Origin of the sequence: Microbacterium yannicii (genome assembly GCF_024055635.1) — a bacterium.
Taxonomy (GTDB): domain Bacteria; phylum Actinomycetota; class Actinomycetes; order Actinomycetales; family Microbacteriaceae; genus Microbacterium; species Microbacterium yannicii.
This window is the reverse complement of sequence record NZ_JAMXMB010000032.1, coordinates 80,388-97,940: the sequence shown is the minus strand read 5'-3', so window position 1 is coordinate 97,940 and position 17,553 is coordinate 80,388. Positions and strand designations below refer to the sequence as shown.

Genomic DNA, 17,553 nt, shown 5'->3' with positions numbered 1-17,553 from the left:
GGCCGCGCCGCGGCGGCGCTCAGGACGCGGCGGTCGCCACTGCGTTCAGGACGCGGCGGTCGCCACGAGGGCGCGGAACTTCTTCTCCGCCGCGTCGTTCCAGGCGACCACCGCGTAGCTGACCGGCCAGACGTCGCCGTCGTCGAGCTGCGCCGACTCGTCGAAGCTGATGGTGCCGTACCGGGTCTTGAACTTGCTCGCCGGCTGGTAGAACACGACCACCTTGCCCGCGGCGTTCGCATACGCCGGGAAGCCGTAATAGGTCTTCGGCATCAGCTCGGGCGCGACATCGCCCACCAGCGCCACGAAGGCCTCGGCGATCTGCCGGTCCAGCCCTTCGAGCTTGGCGACTGCCTCCTGCACCTGCTTCGCACCCGCTTCGCGGTTCTTGCCCGCCTTGGCCTGCTCGCGCAGCTCCTTCGCGCGCGCCTTGACGGCGTCGCGCTCGATCTGCGACAGGTTCTCGGATGTCTTGTCAGCCATGGTCCATTTCCTTCACGCTCGGGGCGCTGTGCGCCTGATGTCCATCACGCTACGGCCGCGGCATCCGCCGTGCTTCTCCATTTCTGCCCGATCGCGCGCACCTGTCCCCCGCCCCGGGTTCGGGGCGCGCCACGGGCGTTCGGGGCGTTCGCGGCGCGCCCCGAACGGACGCGATGCGCCCCGAACCGGAGAGGATGTGCCGGCATGGCGCGGTGGTCTAGCGTGATCTGCACCCGAACCCGTCAGCGTCGACCGAGGAGCGCCATGCCAGAGACGTCCCCCGACCACATGCACGCCATCTCGTCCGACACCCGCCACACCGTAGAGGACGTCCTCGAGTACGCACGCCGCCGGGCGCTCTACGAGGATGTGCCGCTCGACAAGCCGATGACGCCGCGGGACCTCGAGCGCCTGGCCTCCGGCTCGATCACCGCAGAGGGCATCGGCTCGCGACGGGCCATCGCGCTGTTCGAGAACGTGCTCGCCCCGTCCTGCGTGTCGACCGACCACCCCGGCTACCTGTCGTTCATCCCCTCCGCCCCGACGAAGGCCTCACTGGCGTTCGACGTCGTGGTGTCGGCATCCGCCATCTACGGAGGCTCGTGGATGGAGGGCTCCGGTGCCGTCTACGCCGAGAACGAGGTGCTGCACTGGCTCGCCTCGGAGTTCGGGATGCCGGCGGGCTCCGGCGGCGTGTTCGTCCAGGGCGGCACGATCGGCAACCTCTCGGCGCTCGTCACGGCACGGGATGCCGCGCGCCGACGCACGGCCGAAGAGGGGCGGGCGACGCCGCCGCGGTGGGTCGTCGTCTGCAGCGCGGAGGCGCACTCGTCGATCGCGTCGGCCGCCGCTGTGATGGATGTGGATGTCGCGACCGCCGAGGTCGATGCCGATGGGCGCCTGCACGGCGAGGCGGTCGCGCGCGTGCTCGACGAGCACGGCGACGCCGTCTTCGCGGTGGTGGCCACTGCCGGCACCACGAACTTCGGCATCGTGGACGACATCGCGAGTGTGGCGGCCGTCGCGCGGGAGCGCGGCGTGTGGTTCCACGTCGACGGCGCCTACGGGCTCGCGGCGATGCTCGTCGAGCGCATGCGACCGGCGTTCGACGGCGTCGGCCTCGCCGACTCGCTCATCGTCGACCCGCACAAGTGGCTGTTCGCACCGTTCGACGCCTGCGCGCTGATCTATCGCGAGCCCGCGCTGGCCCTGTCGGCGCACACGCAGAAGGCCGAGTACCTCGACACGCTCACCGGCAAGCCGGACTGGAATCCGTCCGACCTCGCCATCCAGCTCACCCGCCGGGCCCGCGGGCTGCCGATGTGGTTCTCCCTCGCGACGCACGGCACCGAGCAGTACCGCGCCACGATCGAGTACGGCATCGATCTCGCCCGACGGATCGCCGACGAGATCGAGGCGCGCGAGGGCCTGTCGCTGGTGCGCCACCCGCAGCTGTCGGTCGTGGTCTTCCGCCGCGAGGGCTGGACGCTCGCGGACTACGAGGCGTGGTCCGACCGCCTCCTGGAGGAGCAGCACGCCTTCGTCGTTCCGAGCTCGCACGCCGGCGAGCCGGTGCTGCGCTTCGCGATCGTCTCGCCGCTCACCACGTTCGAGCTGCTCACCGGCATCCTCGACACCCTCTCCTGACAGCGAGGAGCCGGGCCCGGGAGGGGTTCAGGATGCTGTCACCTACGACGCACGTAGACTGAGGGCATCCGTTCTCGCTTCTGAGAACCCGCTCCTCCGCAGGATCACCGTGACCTCAGCCGATTCCCGCACGTTCGCCGTGCGCCATGTCCAGCTCGCGCGCGCCGCGTTCGCTGCCATCGCGGCGCTCATGATCACGTTCTCGCCGGATCACTCGGCGGCCGTGGGCAGCGCGGTCTTCAGCGGCTTCGCCATCGCGACCGGACTCGTGCTGCTGCTCTCGGTGTGGCTGGTCTATCCGGCGGGTCGCCGCTGGCCGGCCGCAGCCATCGGGGGCGTGACCGTGGCCGCAGGCATGGCGAGCGGCCTCTACCCGCTGCGCACGGTGGCCGGCTACTTCGCCATCGTCATCGTGTGGGCGCTCCTGAGCGGCGTGCTCGAGCTCATCGCCGGATGGCGCGGGCTCGCCGGCCGGCGCGAGCGCCGTGAGATCGCCCCCGGCATCGCCGACGCTCGTCCTGCCGTTCCGGCCGGGCCGCGCTCCGAGAGCCGCGACGGCGCCGTCATCGGCGCGATCACGATCCTGCTCGGCATCGGCCTCCTCTTCGTCCAGCCCGCCTACGCGCTGGACTACACGATCGAAGAGGCGCACGCGACGTTCACCCTCACCGGCATCACGATCGGCGTCGGCCTCTTCGGCGGCTACGCGGCGATCGTCGCGGTGTACCTCGGCATCGCCGGCTTCTCGCCGCGCACCGCCGATACCGCCGCCGTCACCGCTGAGCCCGAGACCGCCGCGAGCTTCACGGCCGAGAGCGCCACGGCGGACGCACCCGCATCCGCCGACCCCACCCCGCAGAAGGACTCCGCGTGAGCCACGACAGCCCCACCCGCCGCGACCTGATGAAGCCCCTGCAGCTGCTTGGGCTGGCCTTCGGCGCCGCGCTGTTCGCGGGAGTCGTGACGCTCGTCTCAATGGGCTTTTTCCAGCAGCGCACCGCCGGCGAGGCAGGGCGCGCGGTCGTCACCGCCCTCGTCATCGCCGGAGTCAGCTTCATCGCCGTGCTGCTCATCGTGTCGCTGCTGCTGCTCGCCGTCGACCCCGCGCAGGTGACGAAGCAGATCGACCGGCCCGTGCTATTCAACGACGACTCCGAGAAGCCGGAGCAGGGCGAGAACCCGGATGCCGCGGCATCCGGTGACCCGAAGGCCTGACGCCGCAGGCGCGGTGCCGGAGTTCCGCCCGGCCGCGTTTCGTCTCGGTCGCCGGCGCTCCCTCGCTCAACGACCGGGGACGGGCGCTTCGACAAGCTCAGCGACCGGGGTGGTGGTTCCGGTCGTTGAGCGAGCGAGGAACGAGCGAGACGAAACGCGCCCGGGCGCGGAACGTCGGCTCGAGGCGTTTCGTCTCGGTCGCTGGCGCTCCCTCGCTCAACGACCGGGGCGGACGCTTCGGCAGGCTCGGTGACCGCGAGGTCAGCCGAGCTCGTCGACCAGCTTCGAGGCGAGGCCGTCGTACGTCGCGGGGGTGAGCGCGAGCAGGCGCTCCTTCGCGTCGTCGCCGATGTCGAGGCCGCGCACGAACTCGGCGAGCTCGGGCGCACCGACCCGGCGGCCGCGGGTGAGGTCCTTGAGGAGGGCGTAAGGGTCGGTGATCTGCGACCGACCGGCCGCGATCTCGGCGCGCACGACCGTCTGGATGGCCTCGGCGAGCACCTCCCAGTTGGCGTCGAGGTCGGCCAGCAGCACGTCGTCGGCCAGCGAGATCTCCCGCAGCCCGCGCTGCAGATTGTCGAGCGCGAGCAGCGCGTGCCCGAACGCCACGCCGATGTTGCGCTGCGTGGTCGAGTCGGTCAGGTCGCGCTGCATGCGGCTCGTGACCAGCGTCTGCGAGAGCGTCGCCAGCAGTCCGCCCGCGATCTCGAGGTTCGCCTCGGCGTTCTCGAACCGGATCGGGTTGATCTTGTGCGGCATCGTCGACGAGCCGGTCGCCCCGGCGACCGGGATCTGCGTGAAGTAGCCGATCGAGATGTACGTCCAGATGTCGGTCGCGAGATTGTGCAGGATGCCGCCGGCATGCCGCACGCGGTCATAGAGCTCGACCTGCCAGTCGTGGGACTCGATCTGGGTCGTCAGGATGTTGAAGTCGAGACCGAGCCCCTCGATGAACGCCCGGGAGAGCTCCGGCCAGTCGACGTCGGGAGCGGCGGCGAGATGCGCCGACCAGGTGCCCGTGGCGCCCGAGAACTTCGCGAGGTACTCCCCGCCCTCGATCTGGTCGGCGACGCGAGCGAGACGCCAGGCGAACACGCCCAGCTCCTTGCCCATCGTGGAGGGCGTCGCCGGCTGCCCGTGGGTGCGGGAGAGCATCGCGGCGTCCCGGTGCTCCACGGCGAGCTCGGCGAGGGCGGCGATGACGGCGCGCAGCTTCGGCAGCCACACGCGCTTGACCGCGCGCTGCACGGTCAGCGCGTACGAGGTCGAGTTGATGTCCTCGCTCGTGCACGCGAAGTGCGTGAGCTCTGCGATCGCGTCGAGGCCGAGCGTCGAGAGCCGGTCGCGCACGAGGTACTCGACGGCCTTGACGTCGTGGCGGGTCACCGCCTCCTTCTCGGCGAGCCAGTCGATCTCGGCCTGCCCGAACTCGAGGTAGAGCGCACGCAGACGCGCCTTGTCGGCATCCGGCAGCGGAGCGGAGCCGAAGAGCGAGCGGTCGGTGAGGGCGATGAGCCACTCCACCTCCACCTCGACGCGGGCGCGGTTCAGGCCGGCCTCGGACAGGTACTCGCCCAGCTCGCCGACGGCGGGGCGATAGCGCCCGTCGAGAGGGCTGAGGGGCTGCGGAGGAAGTGAGGTCACGGTGGCTCCCGTCGGTCTCGGAGATCGTGTGGCGGCGATCAGCGGACCGACCGTCGATCCGATGTCGTGACGGCGGAGGTCACGGCGACGGAGTCATGGCAGTGGGCGGATGGCGGGTTCGAGCTGCCGGAAGAGCGCCCGGCTCGCACTCTCGATCATACCGAGCACCTCGTCGAACATTCCGGGCCCGGCATAGTACGGATCGGGAACGTCGAGGGTGTGCGCCGACGGATCGAACGACAGCAGCAGGGCGATCTTGTCGGCGTCCCCCTCGGTGCGCGCCCACCCGCGCAGGATCCGCTCGTGGCTGCGGTCCAGTGCGACCACGAGATCGCTGCGCGCGAAGTCGGCGTGCGTGAACTGCCGCGCACGATGGTGGGCGCCGTCGTAGCCGGCGCGCTCGAGGGCGGCGATGGTGCGGAGATCGGCCTGCTCGCCCACGTGCCAGTCGCCGGTGCCGGCACTGGTCGACGCCACGCGGGCGCCCAGGCCCGAGGCATCCGCGAATTCCCGGAACACCACCTCGGCCATCGGAGAGCGGCAGATGTTGCCCGTGCATACGAACACGACGCGGAAGGGCGCCACGTCGGTCGCGGTCATGGGTTCCATTGTGGACCGAGCCGACGCCGAACGTTAAGAGTCTCTCCTCGCGGGGGGTCTTCCATGGAGGGATGCCGCTCATCTAGCTTGTGACGAGCGGGGAGGCGACCGGCCTGCCTGCGTCTTCTGCGCGATCCACCGATCGCCGCCGTCCCGTGGAGGTTCCGTGTCCCCATCACCCCGCAGACTCACCGCCGCCGTCGCGGCCCTCACGCTCGCCTCCGCGGGCGTGGTGGCCTTCGCCGCACCTGCGGCCGCGGCATCCGGAGATCTGTTCATCAGCGAATACGTCGAAGGATCGTCCAACAACAAGGCGATCGAGATCTACAACCCGTCGACGGCTGCGGTCGACCTCGCGGCCTCCGGGTACGCGCTGAAGCAGTATTCCAACGGCTCCCCCTCTGCCGGCCTGACCATCCCCCTCACGGGCTCTGTCGCACCCGGCGATGTCTACGTGCTCGCGCACGGTGCGGCCGACGGCACCATCCTCGCCGTCGCCGACCAGGTCACGGGCACGACCACGGGGCTCTACAACGGCGATGACGCCGTCGCACTGGTGAAGGCCGACGTCGTCGTCGACGTCATCGGCCAGATCGGCGTCGACCCCGGCACCGAATGGGGCACCGGGCTGACGACGACGGCCAATCACACGCTCCGCCGCAACGCGAGCGTGCTGACCGGCGACACCGACGGCACGAACCCGTTCGACCCCGCGGTCGAGTGGACCGGCTACGCGAGCGACACCTTCGACGGCCTCGGCTCGCACGGGTCGGACCCCGAGCCCGAGCCGGACCCCGTCGCGGACTGCGCGGCGACCCCGGCGACCATCGGGTCCGTCCAGGGTTCCGGCGCGGCGACGCCGATCCCGGGACAGGACGTGCTGATCGAGGGCATCGTCGTGGGCGACTTCCAGAGCGGCGGCTACGACGGCTACTACGTGCAGGATGCCGGAGACGGCGACTCCGCGACCTCCGACGGCGTCTTCGTCTACGCGCCGGGCGGTGCCGCGGTCGACGCCGGCGACAGTGTCAGCGTCGCGGGGGCGGTCAAGGAGCAGTTCGGCCTTACGGAGATCGTCGCGGCGGACGTGGAGGTCTGCTCCACCGGCAACCCGCTGCCGGCAGCGGTCCCCCTGACCCTGCCCGCGTCCGTCTCCCAGCGTGAGGCGCTCGAGGGCATGTACGTTACGCTCCCGCAGAACCTCGCGATCGGCGAGACGTTCGAGTACGGCCGCTTCGGCACGGTCACGCTGACCAACGGTCGCCTGGACACCCCCACCGCGGTCGTCGAGCCGGGGGCCGCAGCCGTCGCGCTGGCCGCAGCCAACCTCGAGAACAGCATCACGCTCGACGACGGCCGGGGCACGCAGAACCCCGACCCGGCGATCCACCCCGATGGGGACGTCTTCACGCTCGACCACTCGTTCCGCAGCGGCGACCTCGTGCAGAACGCCACCGGCGTGCTGGACTACCGCTTCGACGCGTGGGGCGTGCAGCCGACCGAGGGCGCCGACTTCACGGTCGCCAACCCGCGTCCGGAGGTTCCCGACGTAGGCGGCGACGTGAAGATCTCGAGCTTCAACGTGCTGAACTACTTCACCTCGATCGACCCGACCCCGGCCAACTCGAACGACGACAGCTACTACCGCGGCGCCGATACGACCGAGGAGTTCCAGCGCCAGCAGGACAAGATCGTCTCGGCGCTCGCCGACATCGACGCGGACGTCTTCGGACTGCTCGAGATCGAGAACAACGGCACGGCGGTGCAGGCGCTCGCCGACGCGCTGAACGCGAAGGTCGGCCCGGGCACGTACGTGCCCGTCACGACCGGCGTCATCGGCACGGACGCCATCGCGACGGCGATCATCTACAAGCAGGCCTCCGTCGCACCGGTGGGCACGCACCTGCTGATGACGAGCGCGGTCGACCCGACCTGGTCCGACGAGCGCAACCGTCCGGGGCTCACCCAGCGATTCGCCTCGACCGAGACCGGCGAGGAGTTCGTGGTGTCGGTGAACCACCTGAAGTCGAAGGGCTCGGCCTGCGCCGAGAGCCCCGACCTCGGTGACGGGCAGGGCAACTGCAGCGCCGTGCGCACCGCGGCCGCGAAGGCCCTGACTACCTGGCTGAACACCACGGTGGCGCCGGACGGACGTGCCATCGTGATCGGCGACCTCAACTCGTACGACCACGAGGACTCGATCGACGCGTTCGTCGCGGGCGGCTTCACCGACCTCGAGAAGCAGTTCAACGGCGAGCACGCGTACTCGTACGTGTTCGACGGGCAGCTGGGCTACCTCGACTACGCCCTCGCACAGCCGGCGCTGCTCGCCGATGTGTCGGGCGTATCGGCGTGGCACATCAACGCCGACGAGCCCAGCCTCATCGACTACGACATGTCGTTCAAGCTGCCGGCGCAGGACGCCCTCTGGGCGCCAGACCCGTACCGCTCGAGCGACCACGACCCGGTGATCGTCGGCCTGAACCTGACGCCGCCGGACACGACCGATCCCACCATCGAGGTGACCGCTGATCCGGAGACCGTCTGGCCTCCGAACAAGAAGATGCGCACCGTGCAGTTCTCGATCGACGCCGCTGACGACAGCGGCGAAGACGTCACCGTCGAGCTCACCGACGTCACCGTGACGGGCTCCTCGAAGGCGACATGGGAGCAGATCGATGAGGACACCTTCGAGGTCAGGGCTGTGAAGGGAGCGGTCTACCGCTTCACCTGGACGGCGACGGATGCCGCGGGCAACACCGCATCCGACACCGTCGAGGTGGTCGTGGGCAAGTAGCCGACGAGCGCTCCGCCCCCGGAGGGGCGTCGTTCCGTCGCGGAACGGCGCCCCTCCTCCCCTTCTGCGGTCGCAGTGGGGTTGTCCACGGATCGTCGCCGGGGCACGAAGCGGCACGCCGCCGCCGACGATCATCGACGTGTGACGTTCGCACCTCCCGCCGGCGACTCGGCCGCTCAGCAGCTCTCCCACATCGAGCGGGAGCTCTCGCGCCTGCTCGATCGCCTGACGGATGCCGCGCATGCCGCCCGGGGCCTCGCCGATGCCGTCGACTGGCAGGCCAAGGCCGCGACGGCGTTCCATGACCGGGCGACGGCCTGGGCGGGCGACGTGTCGGGCCTCTCCTGCGTCGCGGAGACGGCGCGCCACGACCTCGCCCGCGCGCGCGACCGCGCCGCATTCGCGGAGTCGTACACCGCCCTGTTCCCCGGCGGCGTGCGATGAGCAGCGTGTCACCCGGCGCTGACACGCTGCCTCCGGCCTTCGCAGGCGACGACGTCGCGTCGCCCACCGAGATCCTCGCACCGGACCTCGCCCGCCAGCCCGGGCGGCTAGGACCGAGCGACGGGATCATCAGCCTCGCGGCCGACAACTGGCCACGTGTCGACGACGGCCTGCAGATCCGCAGCGGCGGCGCCGTCGCCGTCGACACGGCGACGCTGTCGGCCGCGGCCGTGCGGTTCGACGCAGCCGCAGAAGAGCTGTCGGGGATCGCCGAGCACGTGCGACGGCTGCAGCGGGCCATGCGGGCGCTGTCGGCGGCCGCAGGCGAGGCCCCGGCGTCGGCATCCGTGCTCGTCAACAGGCTCGAGGCGGCGCAGGCCGAGGCGGAGGAGATCGCTCGCGCGCTGCGCGAGGCGGGCTGCGCGTACGAGATGGTCGAGATCCAGGCCGCGCACCGAGCCGCGGTCCTCGCGGGCGACGCGGCACGCGCCGAGCGTCTCGATCTGCGGCTGGGCGCACTGGTCGACCGGCACCCCGACGCCTGGCGGATGGCGCTCGGGGCGGAGTTCGGGTACGGCGTCATGTGGCCGTCCGAACTGGTGCGGCAGGCGACGCAGTGGGGCGTCGCCATCGGGAGCGAGATCAGCGATCCCGGTGCCATCGTGGTGGGTGCCGGTGCCGGCGTGCTCACGCTCGGCGGGGCGATCACCGCCGGACTCGTCGGCGCGGGGACGCTCTCACGGCAGGCGCGGCTCTCGGGGACGGCAGGTCCGGTGATGCTCACGCCCGTGACGCCGGCCGCACCCGGCAGCGCGGGGCCGGCGATGGGCGTGTCGCCCCTGACCGCGGACAACCGCGTCGGCGCGCTGCTCGGCGCCGGCGAAGGAGGCCGGCTCAGCACCGTCGGCGGACGCTCGCCCGGCTCCATCGCGCCGCACAGCCTGGCGGCGGCGACGGTGCGGATCCCGAGCGAGGGTGATGCCAGGGTGCGTGTCGAGCGCTACACGATGCCCGACGGCTCGCGCCAGTTCGCCGTCTACATCGCCGGCATGCAGTCGGGCGCGGTGGGCGGCCCGGACGCCTGGGACAACGCGTCGAACGTGGAGCTGTACGCGGGAAGGATGTCGGACTCCTACGCCGCGACGGAGGCCGCGCTCGCCGCTGCCGGTGCGCAGCCGGGAGAGGCGGTGCACGTCTTCGGGTTCTCGCAGGGCGCGATGATCGGGGCGCATCTCGCGCTGGAGGGTCCGTACGACACCCGCACGCTCGTCTCGCTGGGCTCGCCCGTGGACGCGGATGTGGGGCCGGGCACCTTGAGCGTCGCGGTGCGCCACGCCGACGACCCCGTCGTGGCGCTCGCGGGCGGCGGGCACGCCGAACCGGTGGGCTCGCCGGGCAGCTTCCTGGTCGAACGCGTATCGGACCCCGACACCGGTCCCGATGACGCCGGCCTGCCCGCCCACCGCTTGACCGCGTACGCCGACACGGCAGCGCTCGTCGACGGCTCGTCCGATCCGCGGGTGGATGCCCTCCGCGGTGTGTTCGACGATCTCTCCCGTGCAGAGGCGGTCGAGGTCACCGAGTACGCCGCGGCGCGCGGCGCCGGCTGAGTCAGTCCTTGCGGGGACGGAGGATGATGCCGAAGACCCAGTTGATCAGGGTGATGATGACGGCCGCGACGACGCCCCACCAGAAGTCCTCGACGCGCAGACCCCAGTTCCACCAGTGCGTGAGCCACGCCGTGAGCCACAGCAGGAACGCGTTGATGAGGAGGCCGATGAGCCCCAGCGTCAGGATGTAGAGCGGGAAGGCCAGCACCTTGATCACGGTGCCGATGATGGTGTTCACGAGCGCGAAGATCGCCGCCACGATCAGCAGCGTCAGCACCGTCTGGAGCGTGTCTCCCGGGGGGAACGGGACGACGAAGACCTGGAGCGCCGGGATCAGGGTGACGACCCAGATCGCGAACGCGTTGATGACGACGCGGAGGAGGAAGCCCATAGTCCGCCCAGTCTTCCATGGCGACCGATGGGCAGGAAGGGCGGGCTCCCGCGAGTCGGGCTACGCGTCGCGGATGATGTGGTCGGCGATCACCGTGGCGATCTCATCCAGTTCCCTCTGACTCTGGGCGACCGACAGCACGAGTTCGAACGCCAGGGTCGCGGCATCCAGTCGCGCTCGTAGACTCGGGACCGTGACCGACGCTCCCGAGATCCCCGTGCGCGTGCGCCCCGAGGTCGCCGCGCTGCCGCCGTACAAGCAGGGCCGGCAGGCCGGCGCCGAGGCGTTCAAGCTGTCGAGCAACGAGAACCCGTTCGACCCCCTGCCCGGCGTGCTCGAGCGCGTCCAGGCCGCGACAGCGCTCAACAGATATCCGGATGCGAGTGCCGCACGGCTGCGCGAGCGCCTCGCCGAGCGATTCGGCGTGGGCGCCGACGGCGTCCACATCGGCGCCGGCAGCGTCTCCATCCTGGCCCAGCTCGTCCTGGCGACCTCCGGACCGGGCGACGAGGTCATCTACGCGTGGCGCTCGTTCGAGGCCTATCCGTGGCTGGCCGTCGTGGCCGGCGCCACGGCCGTCGAGGTGCCGCTCGGCGCCGGCGCGCGCCACGACCTCGACGCGATGGCGGCCGCGATCACGGAGCGGACCCGCACGATCATCGTCTGCAGCCCCAACAACCCCACCGGTCCCATCGTGACGCAGGCGGAGTTCGACGCCTTCGTCGCGCGCGTGCCGGCCGACGTCCTCGTGATCCTCGACGAGGCGTACTCCGAGTTCGTCACAGATCCTGAGGCGGTCAACGGCGCCACGGTGCTCGCGACGAACGCCCATCCCAACGTGGTCGTGCTGCGCACCTTCTCGAAGGCGTACGGCCTGGCCGCACTGCGCGTCGGCTACGCCGTCGGCCATCCGCGCGTCCTCGACGCGGCCCGCAGCACGGCGATTCCGCTGTCGGTCACCGCCCACGGCGAGGCCGCGGCGCTCGCGAGCCTCGACGCGGAGGACGAGCTGCTCGAGCGCGTCCGCGTGATCGCCGATCGTCGCGATCGGCTCGCGGCGGGACTCCGCGAGGCCGGCTGGAACGTGCCCGAGGCGCAGGGAAACTTCGTGTGGCTCCCCGTCGGCGACGAGACCGCGACGTTCGCGGCGGCCTTCGAAGAGGCGGGCCTGATCGTCCGTCCATTCGCGGGCGACGGCATCCGTATCTCGGTCGGCGAAGAGGAATCTGTCGAGAAGGTCCTAGGGATTGCAGCATCCGTTGTGAAGAACCTCCCCGAAGGGCACGCAGGAGTGCGGGCTAGCGTAGAACGGTGACCCCGCCTGAAGACTCGGTGACGACTGGCGCCACGGCACCTTCGGAACCCACGATGCCCGAAGACCCCGCGATCGTCCGCTTCCTCGAAGCGGACGGCAGGTACGCGCCCACCCCCGCAGCGGAGCCCTATCGCGACGCCGTGGACGCACTGAGCGACGCCGACCTCGAGACGTTCTACCGCGACATGGCCGTCATCCGCGCGTTCGACGTGCAGGCGACGAACCTCCAGCGTCAGGGGCAGCTGGCGCTCTGGCCGCCGAGCTACGGCCAGGAGGCGGCGCAGGTCGGCTCCGCCCGCGCGGCGCGGCCGCAGGACCACATCTTCCCGTCCTACCGCGAGCACGTCGTGACCAAGATCCGCGGCGTCGATCCGATCGACATCATCCGTGTGATGCGCGGCCTCACACACGGCGGATGGGATCCGACCGACCCGAAGAACGGCAACACCCACATCTACACGCTCGTGCTGGGCTCGCAGACGCTGCACGCGACGGGCTTCGGGATGGGCCTCGTCTTCGACGGCCGCTGCGGCACCGGCGACGCGGACCGCGACGAGGCCGTCATCGTCTACTACGGCGACGGCGCGTCCAGTCAGGGCGACGTGCACGAGGCGATGGTCTTCGCCGCGAGCTACCGCACCCCCGAGGTGTTCTTCCTGCAGAACAACCAGTGGGCGATCTCCGTACCGGTCTCGACGCAGTCCCGGGCGCCGCTGTACAAGCGCGGTGCGGGTTACGGGATGCCGAGCACGCTGATCGACGGCAACGACGTCCTCGCCAGCTGGGCCGTGACGCGGGCGGCCCTCGACGACGCGCGTGCCGGCAGCGGCCCGCAGGCGATCGAGGCGATGACCTATCGCCTCGGCCCGCACACCACGAGCGACGACCCGACGAAGTACCGGCCGTCCAGCGAGGAGGAGGCGTGGCGGCGCCGAGACCCGCTCTCGCGCACGAAGGCCTTCCTGCTCAGCCGCGGGGCATCGGAGTCGTTCTTCGCCGACGTGGAGGCCGAGTCCGAGGCGCTCGCCGACGACATCCGCGTACGCACCAACGCGCTGGGCGGGCTCGATCGGGACGACATCTTCGCCCACGTGTACTCGGAGCCGCATCCGCTCATGGACGAGCAGCGGCAGTGGCTCGCCGCGTACGAGGCATCCTTCGAAGGGGGCGCATCGTGACCGTGCTTCGACAGGCTCAGCAACCGGGAGCGGCTCAGCAACCGGGGGCGGCTCAGCAACCGGGAGCGGCTCAGCAACCGGGGGCGGCTCAGCAACCGGGAGCGGCTCAGCAACCGGGGGCGGCTCCGCAGGCGGCGAGCGCGACGGCGGCGGCGGCATCCACCGTCACGACGATGCCTCTCAGCCGTGCCATCAACGCCGGTCTGCGCGGGTCCCTCGCGGGCAGCGACCGCGTCCTGCTCATGGGCGAGGACATCGGCCGGCTCGGCGGGGTCTTCCGCATCACCGAGGGGCTGCAGGCCGAGTTCGGCGAGCAGCGCGTGATCGACAGCCCCCTGGCCGAGTCCGGCCTCGTCGGCACCGCGATCGGGCTCGCGCTCGCGGGATTCCGCCCGGTGGTCGAGATCCAGTTCGACGGTTTCGTCTTCCCCGCGTTCGACCAGATCACCTCGCAGCTGGCGAAGATCACGAACCGCCTCGAGGGTGCCGTGCAGATGCCCGTCGTGATCCGCATCCCGTACGGCGGGCACATCGGCGCGATCGAGCACCACCAGGAGAGCCCGGAGGCGTACTTCACGCACACCCCGGGCCTGCGGGTGGTGAGCCCGTCGACGCCGAACGACGGGTACTGGATGATCCAGGACGCGATCGCGTCCGCCGACCCGGTGATCTTCCTCGAGCCGAAAAGCAAGTACTGGCAGAAGGGCGAGGTCGACACGTCGGCTCGCGCGCTGCCGCTGCACGCGTCGCGCATCGTCCGCCGCGGCACCGACGTGACCCTCGTCGGCCACGGCGCCATGGTGACGACCATGCTGCAGGCCGCCGTCCTCGCCGAGGCCGAGGGCACGAGCATCGAGGTCGTCGACCTGCGCTCGCTGTCGCCGGTGGACTACGGCCCGATCCTCGAATCGGTGCGCCGCACCGGTCGCATGGTCTATGCGCAGGAGGCACCCGGCTTCACGTCTCTCGGCTCCGAGGTCGCCGCGACGGTGATGGAGCGTGCGTTCTACGCGCTGGAGGCTCCCGTGCTCCGCGTGTCGGGCTTCGACGCCCCGTTCCCCCCGGCCAAGCTCGAAGGCGTCTTCCTGCCCGACGCCGACCGCATCCTCGAGGCCGTCGACCGGTCTCTCGCCTACTGACAGGGAGCCGGTCGTTGAGCGAGCGAGGAACGAGCGAGACGAGACGGCCCGGACCGGCCGGAACGTCGCACGCGTTTCGTCTCGCACGCTCGCTCGACGACCGGGTCTTTCGAAAGGACACTCCATGAGCACCCAGACGTTCGTTCTGCCCGATGTCGGTGAAGGTCTCACCGAGGCCGAGATCGTCCAGTGGCGGGTCGCCCCCGGCGACAGCGTCGCCGTGAACGACGTGCTCGTCGAGATCGAGACCGCGAAGTCCCTGGTCGAGCTGCCCTCGCCCTTCGCCGGCACCGTCGGCGACCTGCTGGCCGGCGAGGGCGACACGGTGAACGTCGGCACGGCGATCATCACCATCGCTTCGGAGACGGATGCCGCGGCCCCGGCGACCGTGGGCCAGTCCGAGCACGGGCAGCCGGCTGAGCCGGCCGAGGGCGAGGGAGCGGTGCTCGTCGGCTACGGCACGGGCGGTCACGTCCAGTCACGGCGGCGGGGACCGGCTGTTCCGGCGGAGCAGCGGGTCGCGGCATCCGTCGGCGTCATCGCCAAGCCGCCGATCCGCAAGCTCGCGCGTGATCTGGGGGTGGAACTCGCGGCCGTCGCCGCGAGCGGACCCGCCGGCGAGGTGACCCGCGAGGACGTCGTACGGCACGCCTCGCAGGCGAGCGTGTTCCGCAACATCGAGACGCCCGAGTGGGGCGACGTACGCGAAGAGACCATTCCGGTCGGTGCGCCGACGGCCGCGCGTCCGTCGGCGCCGGCACCCGTCGAGGTCGCGCCGTCGACGCCCGCCCCGGACGCCGCGGGTCGCGAGGAGACCATCGCCGTCCGGGGTGTGCGCAAGGCCACGTCGTCGGCGATGGTGCAGTCGGCCTATTCGGCGCCGCACGTCTCGGTGTGGACCGACGTGGATGCGACCCGCACGATGGAGCTCGTCAAGCGGCTCAAGTCCTCGCCGGACTTCGCCGACACGAAGGTCTCGCCCCTGCTGATCATGGCGCGGGCCGTGATCTGGGCGGCACGGCGCACCCCGATGGTGAACGCCGCGTGGGTCGACGCGGACGGCGGCGCCGAGATCCGCGTGCGGCGCTACGTCAACCTCGGGATCGCCGCGGCGACGCCGCGTGGGCTGCTGGTGCCCAACATCAAGGACGCGCAGGACCTGTCGATGCGGGAGCTCGCCCGCGCGCTCGAGAAGCTGACGCTCACGGCGCGCGAGGGCAAGACCACTCCGGCCGACCAGCACGGCGGCACGATCACGATCACCAACATCGGGGTCTTCGGCATGGACGCGGGCACCCCGATCATCAACCCCGGCGAGGCCGGCATCGTGGCGCTCGGGACGATCCGGCAGAAGCCGTGGGTGGTCGACGGCGAGGTCCGCCCGCGCTGGGTGACCACCGTCGCCGGCTCGTTCGATCACCGAGTGGTGGACGGCGACGGCATGTCGCGCTTCATCGCGGATGTGGCGTCGATCCTCGAAGAGCCCGCACTGCTCCTCGACTGATCCCGGCGGCTGGTCTCGCCGTTCCGCATCACGCGAGCGACATCGGCCGAACGCGGTCATGGCGTCGCAGGAAGTCGTTCACGTCGCGATGCGCTTCCGGCATGCCTGCCCAGTACACGTGTCGGGCACCGTCGATGAGACGCAGTTCGGCACGGGGGATGCGCATGGCCAGAAGTCGAGCGTTGTCCATCGGACAGAGCTCGTCATCGGCGCCATGGATGACGAGCGCCGGTGCGGCGATCTGCGCCGGCGTCGGGCCGTCATGGTTCGCGATCGCCGCGAGATGCTGTCTCGTCGCCGTCGGAGAGGCGGCCGCCGGCATCACGCTCGTCGCTGCCTCGCGGTGCGCTGCGATCCAGGCATCCGGATAGAAGAAGGCCGCCAGCCGGTCCGGGTCACCGGACTCGAGCGCTTCGGACGCGCGCGCGGATCGGGGAACGCCCGTGTCATCTCCCACGGTCGTGGCACCGATCACCAGCCCGGCGATGCGATCGGCATGGCGTGCGCCGAGCCACTGTGCGATGCGTCCGCCCATGGAGTGACCGTAGATGTGGGCGCGGTCGATCCCGGCCTCGTCGAGCACCGAGATGATGTCGCCCGCGAAGTCGCGCATCGACCACTCGTCCGCGAAACGGTCGTCGCTGTCACCGGTCCCGCGATGATCGAGGACCACGACTGGTCGCCCGCTGAAGTCATCGATCGCCGAGTCCCAGCCGTGATGGTCGAGCGCGAACCCCTGGACGAGCACCAGTGGCAGCCCCGGGCCCGTCACATCACCGGATGTCTCGAACCAGACGCGTGCCCCGTCCCTCGCCGTCGCAGATGCCATGGCGCCATACTCCCCGCCACCGCCGACATCGCGACGCTCAGCCGTCTGTGGGCCGTTGACCCTCTGCGGCGGCCGTCCGATACTCGGGACGCAGCAGCGACGCGGGCGCGAGCGAACGCGGGCGACCGAGGATCAGCAGCAGCGCGATCGCGAAGAGCCCGCCCATCGTGCCCGCCATGATGTCGGACATCGTGTCGTCGAGTCCGCCCTGGGCGACGGTGCCGATCAGGTTGTCGCTCGCGAACTCGCAGATCTCCCATGCCGCGGCGAACGCCATCGCGGTGAGCTGGATGACCGCAAGCCCGAACCAGGTGGGGAACTCGGCGTTCACCCGCTCCTCCATGCGCCGCACCCAGAGCATGCCGAGCCACGCGAGCATCACGCCCGAGTCGAAGTGGATCAGCGTGTCCCAGTCGGCGATCGCGACGTAGACGTTCAGCGCGCTCCCCGCGTACGGGCCCAGCGTGATGAAGATGAGGTAGTGCAGCTGCAGCGCGCGCGGCAGCGTCGTGCGGAAGACGAGCTCGGCGGCGGCGGGCGCCCACATCGAGACGACGAGCAGCACCGTGAGCAGCACTTGAGCCGGCAGCCCCGCGGCATACAGCACCAGCGCGACGACGAGGGCGCCCACCTGGAACGGGAGGGCGAGCAGCAGTGAGCGGCGGACGACCTGCGGAAGCACGCCCCGACGCTATCAAGCGCTGCCCGCCGGTGCCCACGCGCGTTCGTCCGCCCGGTTCCACGGACGTTCGCCCGT

16 protein-coding genes are annotated in these 17,553 nt (G+C 70.8%); 10 read left to right on the top strand and 6 right to left on the bottom strand.

Annotated elements, in window-relative coordinates; genetic code table 11:
- Nucleotides 1-45: 45 nt before the first annotated feature.
- Nucleotides 46-483 (bottom strand): hypothetical protein, encoded by a 438-nt coding sequence (locus NCG93_RS12855; protein WP_194412257.1) that lies wholly within the window; start codon nt 481-483, stop codon nt 46-48.
- A gap of 264 nt (nt 484-747) precedes the next feature.
- Between NCG93_RS12855 and NCG93_RS12850 the strand changes: the two genes are divergently transcribed.
- The 3 genes from NCG93_RS12850 (at nt 748) to NCG93_RS12840 (ending at nt 3,345) form a co-directional block, all read left to right on the top strand.
- Complete coding sequence (locus tag NCG93_RS12850) at nt 748-2,130, top strand: pyridoxal phosphate-dependent decarboxylase family protein (protein ID WP_194412258.1); 1,383 nt, start codon at nt 748-750, stop codon at nt 2,128-2,130.
- Between the two features lie 109 nt (nt 2,131-2,239).
- A complete protein-coding gene (locus tag NCG93_RS12845) occupies nt 2,240-3,004 on the top strand; it encodes an acyl-CoA synthetase (protein ID WP_194412259.1) in 765 nt (254 codons plus the stop codon).
- The gene (locus NCG93_RS12840; RefSeq protein ID WP_194412260.1) at nt 3,001-3,345 is read left to right on the top strand and encodes an amino acid transporter; all 345 of its coding nucleotides are present in this window, start codon (nt 3,001-3,003) and stop codon (nt 3,343-3,345) included. The genes NCG93_RS12845 and NCG93_RS12840 overlap by 4 nt, the downstream gene beginning before the upstream one ends.
- Before the next feature lie 261 nt (nt 3,346-3,606).
- Here NCG93_RS12840 and purB read toward each other — a convergent pair whose 3' ends face one another.
- Together purB and NCG93_RS12830 are read right to left on the bottom strand one after the other, a co-directional pair.
- Nucleotides 3,607-4,989: an adenylosuccinate lyase gene (gene purB / locus NCG93_RS12835; RefSeq protein WP_194412261.1), complete on the bottom strand. Its 1,383-nt coding sequence runs from the start codon at nt 4,987-4,989 to the stop codon at nt 3,607-3,609.
- Between the two features lie 93 nt (nt 4,990-5,082).
- Complete coding sequence (locus NCG93_RS12830; RefSeq protein ID WP_194412262.1) at nt 5,083-5,589, bottom strand: low molecular weight protein-tyrosine-phosphatase; 507 nt, start codon at nt 5,587-5,589, stop codon at nt 5,083-5,085.
- A 166-nt stretch (nt 5,590-5,755) separates the two neighbouring features.
- On the opposite strand from NCG93_RS12830, the gene NCG93_RS12825 reads away from it, so the two are divergent.
- The 3 genes from NCG93_RS12825 (at nt 5,756) to NCG93_RS12815 (ending at nt 10,440) form a co-directional block, all read left to right on the top strand.
- Nucleotides 5,756-8,386 carry an ExeM/NucH family extracellular endonuclease gene (locus NCG93_RS12825; RefSeq protein ID WP_194412263.1) on the top strand — a complete coding sequence of 877 codons (2,631 nt, stop codon included), beginning with the start codon at nt 5,756-5,758 and terminating at the stop codon, nt 8,384-8,386.
- A 141-nt stretch (nt 8,387-8,527) separates the two neighbouring features.
- On the top strand, nt 8,528-8,830 hold the full coding sequence (locus NCG93_RS12820; RefSeq protein ID WP_194412264.1) for a hypothetical protein: 303 nt from the start codon (nt 8,528-8,530) through the stop codon (nt 8,828-8,830).
- Nucleotides 8,831-8,835: 5 nt separating this feature from the next.
- Entirely contained in the window at nt 8,836-10,440 is a 1,605-nt protein-coding gene (locus NCG93_RS12815; protein WP_194412265.1) for a hypothetical protein, read from the top strand.
- Between the two features lies 1 nt (nt 10,441).
- Here the strand turns inward: NCG93_RS12815 and NCG93_RS12810 are convergent, their stop codons facing one another.
- Nucleotides 10,442-10,831, bottom strand: coding sequence for a phage holin family protein (locus NCG93_RS12810; protein ID WP_194412266.1), 390 nt, complete (start codon nt 10,829-10,831; stop codon nt 10,442-10,444).
- A 193-nt stretch (nt 10,832-11,024) separates the two neighbouring features.
- On the opposite strand from NCG93_RS12810, the gene NCG93_RS12805 reads away from it, so the two are divergent.
- The 4 genes from NCG93_RS12805 (at nt 11,025) to NCG93_RS12790 (ending at nt 15,967) form a co-directional block, all read left to right on the top strand.
- On the top strand, nt 11,025-12,146 hold the full coding sequence (locus NCG93_RS12805) for a histidinol-phosphate transaminase (RefSeq protein ID WP_194412267.1): 1,122 nt from the start codon (nt 11,025-11,027) through the stop codon (nt 12,144-12,146).
- A 53-nt stretch (nt 12,147-12,199) separates the two neighbouring features.
- Nucleotides 12,200-13,324 carry a thiamine pyrophosphate-dependent dehydrogenase E1 component subunit alpha gene (locus NCG93_RS12800; protein WP_194412268.1) on the top strand — a complete coding sequence of 375 codons (1,125 nt, stop codon included), beginning with the start codon at nt 12,200-12,202 and terminating at the stop codon, nt 13,322-13,324.
- A 173-nt stretch (nt 13,325-13,497) separates the two neighbouring features.
- A complete protein-coding gene (locus NCG93_RS12795) occupies nt 13,498-14,463 on the top strand; it encodes an alpha-ketoacid dehydrogenase subunit beta (protein WP_194412269.1) in 966 nt (321 codons plus the stop codon).
- A gap of 124 nt (nt 14,464-14,587) precedes the next feature.
- The gene (locus NCG93_RS12790; protein ID WP_194412270.1) at nt 14,588-15,967 is read left to right on the top strand and encodes a dihydrolipoamide acetyltransferase family protein; all 1,380 of its coding nucleotides are present in this window, start codon (nt 14,588-14,590) and stop codon (nt 15,965-15,967) included.
- Between the two features lie 28 nt (nt 15,968-15,995).
- Here NCG93_RS12790 and NCG93_RS12785 read toward each other — a convergent pair whose 3' ends face one another.
- Both NCG93_RS12785 and NCG93_RS12780 read right to left on the bottom strand, forming a co-directional pair.
- The gene (locus NCG93_RS12785; protein ID WP_194412271.1) at nt 15,996-16,796 is read right to left on the bottom strand and encodes an alpha/beta fold hydrolase; all 801 of its coding nucleotides are present in this window, start codon (nt 16,794-16,796) and stop codon (nt 15,996-15,998) included.
- Between the two features lie 37 nt (nt 16,797-16,833).
- The gene (locus NCG93_RS12780) at nt 16,834-17,478 is read right to left on the bottom strand and encodes a DUF2238 domain-containing protein (RefSeq protein WP_194412272.1); all 645 of its coding nucleotides are present in this window, start codon (nt 17,476-17,478) and stop codon (nt 16,834-16,836) included.
- Nucleotides 17,479-17,553 lie beyond the last annotated feature (75 nt).